Source organism: Methylobacterium sp. J-076, assembly GCF_022829405.1.
In the GTDB taxonomy this organism is placed as follows: domain Bacteria; phylum Pseudomonadota; class Alphaproteobacteria; order Rhizobiales; family Beijerinckiaceae; genus Methylobacterium.
The window spans coordinates 20,963-32,428 of sequence record NZ_JAKSXW010000020.1; the positions used below are offsets into that span (position 1 = coordinate 20,963).

At 69.2% G+C, this 11,466-nt stretch carries 7 protein-coding genes and 1 tRNA gene; 3 read left to right on the plus strand and 5 right to left on the minus strand.

The genetic code is table 11. The annotated features are described in order from the left end of the window. Positions 1 to 27: 27 nt before the first annotated feature. Both MKK53_RS01045 and MKK53_RS01050 read right to left on the minus strand, forming a co-directional pair. On the minus strand, positions 28 to 1,278 hold the full coding sequence (locus MKK53_RS01045) for a peptide ABC transporter permease (protein ID WP_243926015.1): 1,251 nt from the start codon (positions 1,276 to 1,278) through the stop codon (positions 28 to 30). A 135-nt stretch (positions 1,279 to 1,413) separates the two neighbouring features. Continuing rightward, positions 1,414 to 1,938: a DUF2937 family protein gene (locus tag MKK53_RS01050; protein ID WP_243926017.1), complete on the minus strand. Its 525-nt coding sequence runs from the start codon at positions 1,936 to 1,938 to the stop codon at positions 1,414 to 1,416. A gap of 252 nt (positions 1,939 to 2,190) precedes the next feature. Here MKK53_RS01050 and MKK53_RS01055 point away from each other — a divergent pair, with 252 nt between their 5' ends. The 3 genes from MKK53_RS01055 to metH all read left to right on the plus strand — a co-directional run bounded on the left by MKK53_RS01055 (position 2,191) and on the right by metH (position 8,151). Continuing rightward, a complete protein-coding gene (locus MKK53_RS01055; RefSeq protein WP_243926019.1) occupies positions 2,191 to 3,228 on the plus strand; it encodes an ArsR/SmtB family transcription factor in 1,038 nt (345 codons plus the stop codon). 101 nt (positions 3,229 to 3,329) lie between these two features. Further along, positions 3,330 to 4,244, plus strand: coding sequence for a methylenetetrahydrofolate reductase [NAD(P)H] (gene metF / locus MKK53_RS01060; RefSeq protein ID WP_243926021.1), 915 nt, complete (start codon positions 3,330 to 3,332; stop codon positions 4,242 to 4,244). Positions 4,245 to 4,398: 154 nt separating this feature from the next. Then, the gene (metH, locus tag MKK53_RS01065) at positions 4,399 to 8,151 is read left to right on the plus strand and encodes a methionine synthase (protein WP_243926022.1); all 3,753 of its coding nucleotides are present in this window, start codon (positions 4,399 to 4,401) and stop codon (positions 8,149 to 8,151) included. A gap of 103 nt (positions 8,152 to 8,254) precedes the next feature. Here the strand turns inward: metH and MKK53_RS25535 are convergent, their stop codons facing one another. The 3 genes from MKK53_RS25535 to MKK53_RS01080 form a co-directional block, all read right to left on the minus strand. Next, positions 8,255 to 9,952 carry a glycosyltransferase gene (locus tag MKK53_RS25535; RefSeq protein ID WP_243926024.1) on the minus strand — a complete coding sequence of 566 codons (1,698 nt, stop codon included), beginning with the start codon at positions 9,950 to 9,952 and terminating at the stop codon, positions 8,255 to 8,257. A gap of 2 nt (positions 9,953 to 9,954) precedes the next feature. Then, positions 9,955 to 10,893: a UDP-glucuronic acid decarboxylase family protein gene (locus tag MKK53_RS01075; protein WP_243926026.1), complete on the minus strand. Its 939-nt coding sequence runs from the start codon at positions 10,891 to 10,893 to the stop codon at positions 9,955 to 9,957. A 490-nt stretch (positions 10,894 to 11,383) separates the two neighbouring features. After that, positions 11,384 to 11,460: transfer RNA gene (locus MKK53_RS01080), tRNA-Met, on the minus strand. Positions 11,461 to 11,466 lie beyond the last annotated feature (6 nt).

Genomic DNA, 11,466 nt, shown 5'->3' on the forward strand with positions numbered 1-11,466 from the left:
ATCCCCGGCCGGTCCCGGCGCCCCGCCCTATTCGGCGACGGGACCGGCCGCCCCGTCCTCCCTCAGGCGGCGCAGGCGCGCCACCTTGGGGCGGCTGGTGCGGAACTGCCCGCGCTCCACGGTGATGAAGACCATCACCGCGATGGCGAGGGTGGCCAGCCACCAGACCGTGGTGAGCCCGACCCCGAGGCAGGCCACGGCGAAGGCGCTGGCGAAGCAGGCCATGGCGCCGGGCACCAGGGCCGGCGCGTCGCGCCCCGCGCGGCGGATGGAGGCGTAGAGGGCGAAGGACGCGGCGAAGGCGCCGACGATGCCGAGCTCGTACCAGAACTCGAACAGGGCCGTGGTCGGGGCGTTGGCCGGCACGAGCCCGACGAGGCGCCCGCGCAGGGCGGTCTCCAGCCCGTGGCCGGTGACGAGGCGCACCGGCTCGCTGGTCACGACCCGCTGCCAGCTCTTGAGGGACAGGGCGGCGGGGCTCAGCGGCCCGAACAGGGCGGAGGCGACCGGCCGCGCCAGGAACGGCAGGATCGGCGCGGTGGCGAGCAGGAGCGCGCTCACCCAGGCCGTGAGAGCCACGCCGGGCTTCGGACGAAGGCTCGTCAGGGCGTAAGCGAGGGCGCCCACCGCCAGCGCGGCGATCTGCGTCGCGTCCGGCTGCACGGTGAGGGCCGCGGCGACGAGCAGGGCGACGACCAGGGCCTCCCGGTCGCGGCGCCGGGAGCGCAGCCACGCCAGGGCGGGCCACAGCAGGAGGATCAGCAGGACCAGCCCCCGGTCCAGGGCGCCGTCATCCTCCGCGCCGGGGGCGATCCGCGCGCTGAAGACGCCGAGGACGATGGCCACGATGGCGCCCGCCGTCACGCCCAGGGGCAGGAGGTAGAGGTTGGCCGAGCGCATCCGGTCGGGCAAGGCCAGGTAGGCCGTGAGCCCGAGGGCGATGGTGGCGACGAGGTTGGCGAGCCGCTCGCCCGCCGGCCCGAGGAAGGGCGTCCAGGCCAGCGACATGGCCGACCACAGGATGACCAACGTGCCCGCCAGGAAGGCAGGGGCCGTCAGCAGGCGGCGGATGGCCGGGGTCATCGGCCGCTGGCGCCGGTCGATCCCGCTGGCGATGAGCAGCAGGACGACGGCGATGGGCGCGAGGATCACCGCGGCCCGGCGCGCGACCTGCGCCAGGACGGGGATGATGACGAACAGCCCGAAGAAGCCGACGCGGCGCAGCAGCGCCGCGGCATCGAGGGCGGGGTCGATCGTTTGGGTCGACGCGCGTGGCATGGTGCGCCCTTTCCGATCCGGAGGGAACGGATCCCGGCTCGATAAGCAAGCGGCGGGCGCACGGCTGTAGACGCGCGGCAACACCTTCCGCCAGCTCTCACGTCACCCCGTGCCGGACCGGGGCTGCGACACCGGTCACGCCGCCGTGGCCGGCTGCCTCGGCCGGCGCCGCGCCGCCCGCATTCCGGCATCGGAGAGAACGCGCCAGCCGCCCCAGGCGGCGAAGAACCCGACGAGGCCCGCCGCGAGCCCGTCCGCCGTGGTCGGCACGGCCGGCTGGTACGCGTGCAGGGTCGCCTGGGCGATGGCCATGTCGGGGTCGCGGACCACCGCCACCGTGCGCCCCAGGGGGCTCGCCGCCTCGGTGAGGGCCTGCTGCTGCGCCGAGAGGCGGGCGAGGCGGGCGATGTCGGCCTGCGCCGCCTCGCCCCGCCGGGCGACGAGCCCGTCCGGATTGGTGCGCAGGCGCTCCACCGCGCCGTCCCGGGTGGTGCCATTGGCCCGCGCGTCGGATTCGAGGGTCGCGATCTCCCGGCGCAGCTCGTCCACCGCGCCGCCCAGGCGCTGGGCGTATTGCTGGGCGAATTCGGGGGCCTGCGCCGCCACCGCGCCGCCGAGGAGGCCGAGCGCGAGGCCCAGGGTGCGGAAGATGCCAAACACGAAGCTGCCTCACGGGGTGGCCCTGTCCCAGGGAGAAGAGCACGCCTTCGCCGCCGGTTCCAGCGGGGCAGGGGGCCGGCGCGGCCCTCCCGCCTCGTTCGGCTCGGGGAGATCAGGTGTGGGCCGTCGGCGCCAGATCCGTTCGCCCCGCGCGCCCCGCAGGCGCGGCCGAAGGCCCTGGGACGCAAAGGCGGCGCGGCGGCCCCCAATTCATGCTTGCACCCGCTCGAGGACGCATATAAAGATATCTTTATGTCTATCGAACGCCGGCAAGAGGGGGGGTCGGTCCCCTTTCCGCAAGCCCTGGCCGTCCTGCGTGCCGCGGCGGAGGAGACGCGCCTGCGCATCCTCGCCCTGCTGGCCGAGGGTGAGCTCTCGGTCTCGGACCTCACGGACATCCTGGGGCAGTCCCAGCCGCGCATCTCGCGCCACCTGAAGCTCCTTGTCGAGGCCGGATTGGTGGAGCGCCACCGGGAGGGCGCCTGGGCCTTCTTCCGCCTCGCGGAGGGGAGGGCCGAGACGGTGGACCCGCTGGTCGCCGGGCTCGACAGGGCAGCCCCGCCCCTGTCGGAGGACCGGGCGCGGCTCGACGCCGTGCGGATGCAGCGCTCCGAGGCGGCGCAGACCTTCTTCGCCCGGCTGGCACCGAAATGGGACGAGCTGCGCTCCCTGCACGTGCCGGAGGCGACCGTCGAGGCCGCCGTGCTCGAAGCCCTGGGGACGCGCCCCATCGGCAGCCTGCTCGACCTCGGCACCGGCACCGGCCGGATCCTCGGGCTGCTGGCGCCCCTGGCGGGGAGGGCGGTGGGGCTCGATTCGAGCCATGCGATGCTGTCCGTCGCCCGGGCCAACCTGGAGCGGCAGGGCCTCGCGCGGGTGGAGCTGCGGCAGGGCGACATCCACGCCCCTCCCTTCGCCCGGGCGGGCTTCGACCTCGTGATCGTGCATCAGGTGCTGCATTACCTCGACGACCCGGCGCGGGCGCTGAAGGCGGCCGCCCGCCTCGTCTCGCCGGGGGGGCGCCTGCTGGTGGTCGATTTCGCCCCGCACGACCTCGAATTCCTGCGCACCGCCCAGGCGCACCGCCGGCTCGGCTTCTCCACGGAGCAGATCGCCGGATGGCTCGCCGAGGCCGGGCTGCCCGCCGTCACCGCCAGCGATCTGGCGCCGACGGCCTCCGGCCAGCTCACCGTGACGCTGTGGCTCGCGGAAGAGGAAGGGCAGGCGGCACGGCCGGCCCGCGATCCGGCCTGGGCGGCGATGCCGCCCGCCGGCCGCGCGGTGGCCTGAAGGGTATCTGGACAGCCCGGCGGGAAAGGCCGGGCGATCGTGGATTGAACGGGTCAGTCGTCCGAACCGTCGGATCTTGAGGACGAGGAGAAGCGAACACCATGCGCCACCACACACGCGCCAGCCGCGACGGCTACCATCCGATCCGCGTCTCCATCGAATTCTTCCCGCCCAAGACGGAGGAGATGGAGACCATCCTGTGGAACTCCATCGAGCGGCTGGCACCGCTCCAGCCGAAATTCGTCTCCGTGACCTACGGCGCGGGGGGCTCCACCCGCGAACGCACCCACAACACCGTCGCCCGGATCGTGCGCGAGACCACCCTCAAGCCCGCCGCCCACCTGACCTGCGTGGACGCCACCCGCGCGGAGATCGACGCGGTGGTGCAGTCCTACTGGGATGCGGGCGTGCGCCACATCGTGGCCCTGCGCGGGGATCCGGCCGAGGGTGTCGGCCATGCCTACCGACCCCACCCGGAGGGCTACGCCACCACCGCGGACCTCGTGGCCGGGATCAAGCGCATCGGCGACTTCAAGGTGTCCGTCTCGGCCTATCCCGAGAAGCACCCCGAGGCGGCCTCCCTCGACGCGGACATCGACGCCCTGAAGGCCAAGGTCGATGCCGGCGCCGACCAGGCGATCACCCAGTTCTTCTTCGATAACGAGATCTACCTGCGCTACCTCGACAAGGTCCGGGCCGCCGGGATCACCATCCCGATCATCCCCGGCATCCTGACGGTGCAGAACTTCAAGCAGGCGGCGAACTTCGCCCGGCGCACCGGCGCCTCGGTGCCCTACTGGCTCGCCGCCCGGTTCGAGGGCCTCGACAACGACGTGGAGACCCGCCGCCTCGTGGCCGCCGCGGTGGCGGCCGAGCAGGTGTTCGATCTGGTCGATGAGGGCGTCAACGACTTCCACTTCTACTCGATGAACCGCTCCGACCTCGTCTACGCCATCTGCCATCTCCTCGGCCTGCGGGCTCAGGCGCCCACGATCGCCGCCGCGAAGGCGGCCTGACGCCGCCCATTCGACCCGCGCCCTCGTCCCGGGGGCCCCGCACCGCGGGCTTCGGGACCGGGCGCTCGCGCGGTCGCACGCTCACTGGAGGGCTCCTTCGAGGCCTCCGCTTCGCTTCGGCACCTCAGGACGAGGTGGTCTGTTGGGACCGACCATGACCGATTTCCCCCCCGTCGATGGCCCCGAGATCGCCGACGCCCTGCGCCGGCGCGCGGCGGAGAAAGTCCTCGTCCTCGACGGGGCGATGGGCACCGTCATCCAGCGGCTGAAGCTCTCCGAGGAGGATTTCCGCGCCGGCCGGTTCAAGGACCACGGGCACGACCAGAAGGGCAACAACGACCTTCTGATCCTCACCCAGCCGGACGCGATCCGGCAGATCCACCTCGACTACTTCCTGGCCGGCGCCGACGTCTGCGAGACCAACACCTTCTCCGGCACCACCATCGCCCAGGCCGATTACGGCATGGAGGGAATCGTCCACGAGCTGAACGCGCAGGGCGCGCGCCTCGCCCGGGAGGCCGCCCGGCTCGCCGAGCGGCAGGACGGCCGCCGCCGCTTCGTGGCCGGCGCCATCGGCCCGACGAACCGCACCCTGTCGATCTCGCCGGACGTGAACGATCCGGGCTTCCGCGCCGTCACCTTCGACCAAGTGAAGACCGCCTATGTCGAGCAGGTCCGCGGCCTCATCGCGGGCGGGGCCGAACTCATCCTGATCGAGACCATCTTCGACACCCTGAACGCCAAGGCGGCGGTGGCTGCCGCGTGGCAGGTCTTCGACGAGACCGGCATCCGCCTGCCGATCCAGATCTCCGGCACCATCACCGACCTGTCCGGCCGCACCCTGTCGGGACAGACGCCCGCCGCGTTCTGGAACGCGCTGCGCCATTCCGATCCGCTGACCTTCGGCCTCAACTGCGCGCTCGGCGCCCGGGAGATGCGCGGCCACATCGCCGAGCTGTCGCGGCTGTGCGACACCTTGGTCTGCGCCTACCCGAATGCCGGCCTGCCCAATGAGTTCGGCCTCTACGACGAGAGCCCGGAGGCGATGGGCGTCCTCGTCGGCGAGTTCGCGGAGGCCGGTCTCGTGAACATGGTCGGCGGCTGCTGCGGCACCACCCCGGACCATATCCGCGCCATCAGCGAGGCGGTGGCCGGCAAGGCCCCGCGCCAGATCCCCGAGATCCCGCGCCTGATGCGCCTCTCGGGCCTGGAGCCCTTCGTGCTCACGAAGGAGATCCCGTTCGTCAATGTCGGCGAGCGCACCAACGTCACCGGCTCGGCCAAGTTCAGGAAGCTCGTCACCAACGGCGACTATGCCGCCGCCCTCGACGTCGCCCGCGATCAGGTCGCCGCCGGCGCCCAGATCATCGACGTCAACATGGACGAGGGGCTGCTCGATTCGCAGAAGGCGATGGTCGAGTTCCTCAACCTCGTCGCCGCCGAGCCGGACATCGCCCGGGTGCCGGTGATGGTCGATTCCTCGAAGTTCGAGGTGATCGAGGCCGGGCTGAAGTGCATCCAGGGCAAGCCCATCGTGAACTCGATCTCCATGAAGGAGGGCGAGGCGACGTTCATCGAAGCCGCCAAGGTCTGCCGCTCCTACGGCGCCGCGGTGGTGGTGATGGCCTTCGACGAGCAGGGCCAGGCCGACAGCTACGAGCGCAAGGTCGAGATCTGCACCAAGGCGTACCGGATCCTCACCGAGCAGGTCGGCTTCCCGCCGGAAGACATCATCTTCGACCCGAACATCTTCGCCGTCGCCACCGGCATCGAGGAGCATAACGGCTACGGCGTCGCCTTCATCGAGGCGACGAAGACCATCCGGGAGACCCTGCCCCACGCCCACATCTCGGGCGGCGTGTCGAACCTCAGCTTCGCCTTCCGCGGCAACGAGCCGGTGCGCGAGGCGATGCACGCGGTGTTCCTCTACCATTGCATCCAGGCCGGGATGGACATGGGCATCGTCAACGCGGGCCAGCTCGCGGTCTACGATGAGATCCCGGCGGAGCTGCGCGACCTCTGCGAGGACGTGGTCCTCAACCGCCGCGAGGATTCCACCGAGCGCCTGCTGGAGGCCGCCGCGCGGTTCAAGAGCGGCGCCTCGGCCCAGGCACGCACCGCCGACCTCTCCTGGCGCGAGGCCCCGGTGGCCAAGCGCATCGAACACGCCCTGGTCAACGGCATCACCGAGTACATCGTCGCCGACACCGAGGAGGCCCGCGCCGGGGCCGAGCGCCCGCTCCACGTCATCGAGGGCCCGTTGATGGCCGGCATGAACGTGGTCGGCGATCTGTTCGGCGCCGGCAAGATGTTCCTGCCGCAGGTGGTGAAGTCCGCCCGCGTCATGAAGCAGGCGGTCGCCTACCTCGAACCGTTCATGGAGGAGGAGAAGCGCGCCAACGGCGGCGACGGCCGGCGCCAGGCCGCCGGCAAGGTGCTGATGGCGACCGTGAAGGGCGACGTCCACGACATCGGCAAGAACATCGTCGGCGTCGTGCTGGCCTGCAACAACTACGAGATCATCGATCTCGGCGTGATGGTGCCGGCGGCCAAGATCCTGGAGACGGCCAAGCGCGAGAAGGTCGACATCGTCGGCCTGTCGGGCCTGATCACGCCCTCCCTCGACGAGATGGTCCACGTCGCGGGCGAGATGGAGCGCGAGGGTTTCGACGTGCCGCTGCTCATCGGCGGCGCCACGACCAGCCGGGTCCACACCGCCGTGAAGATCCACCCGGCCTACGCACGCGGCCAGGTGGTCTACGTCAACGATGCGAGCCGGGCGGTCGGCGTCGTGTCGAGCCTGCTCTCGCAGGAGACGCGGGGGCCCACGATCGAGACCATCCGCACCGAATACGCCAAGGTCGCCAAGGCCCATGCCCGCGGCGAGGCCGACAAGCTGAGGCTGCCCCTGGACAAGGCCCGCGCCAACGCCTTCAAGGCCGACTGGTCGGCCTACGCGCCGAAGAAGCCGACCTTCACCGATGCCCGCGTGTTCGGCTCCTACGAGGTCGCGGACCTCGTGCCCTACATCGACTGGACGCCGTTCCTGCAGACCTACGAGTTCAAGGGCCGCTTCCCGGCGATCCTCGACGACCCCGAGCAGGGCCCGGCCGCCCGCGCCCTCTACGAGGACGCGCAGGAGATGCTGCAGAAGATCGTCGCGGAGCGCTGGTTCAATCCCAAGGGCGTGATCGGCTTCTGGCCGGCCAACAGCGTCGGCGACGACATCGTGCTCTACACGGGCGAATCGCGCAGCGACCGCCTCGCCACCCTCCACGGCCTGCGCCAGCAGCTGTCGAAGCGGGACGGTCGCCCCAACCTCTGCCTGTCCGACTTCGTCGCCCCGGCGGAGACGGGCATTGCGGACTACGTCGGCGCCTTCGTGGTGACGGCGGGCCTGGAGGAGGTGCGGATCGCCGAGCGGTTCGAGCGCGCCAACGACGATTACGGGGCGATCCTCGTGAAGGCGCTGGCCGACCGGATCGCCGAGGCCTTCGCCGAACGGATGCACGAGCGCGTCCGCCGGGAGTTCTGGGGCTACGCCACCGATGAGACCTTCGGCCCGGCCGACCTGGCGGGGGAGCCCTATGCCGGCATACGCCCGGCCCCCGGATACCCGGCCCAGCCCGACCACACCGAGAAGACCACCCTGTTCGACCTCCTGAAGGCCGAGCGCCGCATCGGTGTGAAGCTCACCGAGTCCTACGCCATGTGGCCGGGCTCCTCGGTGTCAGGCCTCTACCTTGCCCATCCGGACTCGCACTATTTCGGCGTCGCCAAGGTCGAGCGCGATCAGGTCGAGGATTACGCCCGGCGCAAGGGCATGGACGTGGTGGAGGTGGAGCGGTGGCTCGGCCCGATCCTCAACTACGATCCCACCGCGTACCTCGCGCAGGCGGCGGAGTAGGGGGCCGGAAGGCCGGCCCCTCTGCGCGGCGTGTCGGGGCATCCACCCCGACACGCGGGTCCTTCGACCTGGCCCTCTGACGTGAACCCTCAGTCGGTCCTGGTCAGATCGCCAGGGGCCAGAACCCCATCCGGCGCACGGTCTCCTGGACCCCCTCGAGGGACTGCAGGTAGGCGAGCATCGCGTCGTCCGGCGGCATCTTGCTGTTGGCGGGCGGCGGCAGGTTCAGATCGAGGAAATGCCGCGTGTAGATCGTCGTGAAGGCGACGGTCTTCTTGCGCGTGTAGCATTGCACGTGCCGCCGATGGCGGAGGCCGGTCATGAAGACCCGGTCGCACCACGGCGTGAGGATCCGCGGCATGCTGGACCAGAGCTGGTTCACCTCGAAGGCGGCGCGCGAGAGCACGATGCAGCTCGTATCCACGTGCCGCAATTCCATTTCGTCCTGCTCCACGACGGGGATCTGCTCCCCGTCGGGCCCGAAATAGTGCCGCCACGAACAGGCGACGCTCGCCCCGGTCTCGCGCATGGCCTCGAGCATGCTGGAGAGATGATCCGGATAGTACCAGTTGTCGGCGTCCAGAAACGCCATGAACTCCGCGCCGTTGGTCTCCGCGATCACCGTTCCGATGGCGCGGGGCGTGTTGCCGTTGTCGCCATGCGCCTTCGGCAACCTGACATGCAGGACATCCCAGCCATCGATCTCCTCGCGGGGATGTCCGTCGGCGATCATCACGTGGGTGAGACGCGCCTCGATTTGCTGCGCCATCACGCTCTCGTGGCACCGCCGCAGAACGTCGAGGGACTCCTGGTAGTAGGGAGTCACGATGAAGATGTGGGGACCCTGCTGCCGCAGGTAGGAGGAATAAGACGTCACAGGGATATCCGCGATATTCTTGAATGTGGAACGATCAACTTTGACGACTTTGCGATTTTTCTTTTTGGCCGACCTCTCGGCGAGATCGGCATTGGTGTGGGAATACGTGTCGATCTCATCGTGATCGAGATGGCCCTTCACCTTGGCGGGCACGCCACAGCCGGGACAGAACCGGTCCACCTGTCCGTGAAAGTCATCCAAGGGCCGCTCCCACCAGCCGGGGACGACGTCCATCCCATGCTCGCCGCCCCGGGCGAGATCGAAGGCGGCGGCCACTTCGCAGAAATAGGCTTTCAGGCCCCCGCGCACCTGGACGATGGAGGCCGACCAGTTCTGGTTGACGTCGCAGCGGCCGATGCGCTCCCACATCTCCACCGGCTCGTAGAGATCCTGAATCGCGGCCAGCAGCGACGAGTGGTCGGAATGGCCCCCGTGGTACCACCCGAGATCCTTCAGGGGCTTCAGGGATTCCACACCGCGCGCGCTGTTGTGCGGGTTCAGGTTGAAGACCCCGAACGTCTCCATGCTGAGCTCCGCATGTTTGAAGACGTTGTTGGTCCAGAGACCGCGCTGCCCCTTGTCCGGCACCTCCTCGACGAAGATCTCGCACAACTCCGCGAATTTCGGATGCATGCACGGATTGCCACCGATGACGGCGATCGTGCCGGGGTATCCCCGGAGGCTTCGGAGGGCGAGCCGGAAGTTGTCCGGCGACATGTCCCAATGCTTGTCTTGGTTGACCAGCAGGCGGGTGCAGTTGGAGCAGCCGAGGTCGCACTTGTTGGTGATGTCGATGCAGATGATCTTCATCTGCGCCGGAGCGCGCATGGCCGAGAGGGCCCTGCGGCGCGCCTCCTGAACCTGCACTGCGCCGGATTGGACCGGCTGGGCGACGGGGGCCTCGGGGATCGGTGTGGCGTTCACGGTCAGTCCATCAGGGATCGAAAGTAGCGGATCGTCTCCCGCAGACCGTCTTCCAGCTGCACCTTCGGCTGCCAGCCGAGATGCGTGCGGGCCAGCTCGATCTCGGGCCTGCGCTGCCGGGGGTCGTCGATGGGCAGGGGACGGTGGACGATCCGGCTCCGGGAGCCCACCAGCCGCAGCACGCATTCGGCCAGTTCGAGGATCGAGAACTCCGCCGGGTTGCCGATATTGATCGGGCCGCCGAACTCGGGGGGCTGATCCATCACCCGGATCATCGCCTCGATGAGGTCGTCCACGTAGCAGAAGCTGCGGGTCTGCTGCCCGTCCCCGTAGATCGTGATCGGCTCGCCGCGCAGGGCCTGCAGGATGAAGTTGCTCACGACCCGGCCGTCGTCGGGCCGCATCCGGGGGCCGTAGGTGTTGAAGATGCGCACGACCTTGGTGTCGAGCCCGTACTGGCGCCGGTAATCGAAGAACAGCGTCTCGGCGCAGCGCTTCCCCTCGTCGTAGCAGGCGCGTGGCCCGATCGGGTTGACGTTGCCCCAGTACCCCTCCGCCTGCGGATGGACGATCGGGTCGCCATAGACCTCGGAGGTCGATGCCTGGAGGATCCGGGCTTTCACCCGTTTGGCGAGGCCGAGCATGTTGGTCGCGCCGACGACGCACGTCTTCGTCGTCTGGACCGGATCGACCTGATAGTGGATCGGCGAGGCCGGGCAGGCGAGATTGAAGATCTGTTTCACTTCCACGTAGAGCGGGAAGGTGATGTCGTGCCGGAGGGACTCGAACCGGGGTTCCGCCGCCAGATGGGCGATGTTTCGCTTGGCCCCGGTGAAATAGTTGTCGGCACAGACGACGTCGTTTCCACGAGCGATCAACCGATCGCAGAGGTGCGACCCCAGAAATCCAGCCCCTCCCGTCACGAGGATCGGCATCGTCATGACCTACGGGTCCGCTGGCGAATGGGGGGTGGATTGGTGAGCGGCGGCGAACAGCCCATTTCGGCCAACCCTTTTGCACACGGACGGCACAACAGGCTGCCCCGCACAGCGAACTAGCGCAAATCCAAGCGTGTGGGAACTATTATATCTGCAAACTCAAATATTCGATTTGCAAGTGCAGTAGATATTATTGTTAAATCTACAGTTGTGCAGGTTGGCGAGGTCGATCCCATCCGGGGACACTGCCGCCATGGGGGAGGGCGGTCCGGCAGCGATCCTGCGAAGGCTCGCGATGGCATTGGGGATCCGGGGATGTGAGGTGAAAAGGTCGGCGGGGTCTCACCCGGCGACAGGCCGTGGGGCTCAGCCCAGCACGGTTCGAAGACGCCGCAAACCCGTCACCCCTTCGTGGGCCTGTTCTGCCGCCATCGAGCGCGCACGAAAAAACCCGCCCTGTCTTTCGACGGGGCGGGTGTGGTGGTGTGGGATTTGGTTGCGGGGGTTGGATTTGAACCAACGACCTTCAGGTTATGAGCCTGACGAGCTACCGGACTGCTCCACCCCGCGGCAAAC

Bases quoted from the DNA above. Each gene is read 5' to 3' on its own strand.
- MKK53_RS01045 (WP_243926015.1), bottom strand. From the start codon at position 1,278: ATGCCACGCGCGTCGACCCAAACGATCGACCCCGCCCTCGATGCCGCG.
- MKK53_RS01055 (WP_243926019.1), top strand. From the start codon at position 2,191: ATGTCTATCGAACGCCGGCAAGAGGGGGGGTCGGTCCCCTTTCCGCAA.
- metF (WP_243926021.1), top strand. From the start codon at position 3,330: ATGCGCCACCACACACGCGCCAGCCGCGACGGCTACCATCCGATCCGC.
- metH (WP_243926022.1), top strand. From the start codon at position 4,399: ATGACCGATTTCCCCCCCGTCGATGGCCCCGAGATCGCCGACGCCCTG.
- MKK53_RS01075 (WP_243926026.1), bottom strand. From the start codon at position 10,893: ATGACGATGCCGATCCTCGTGACGGGAGGGGCTGGATTTCTGGGGTCG.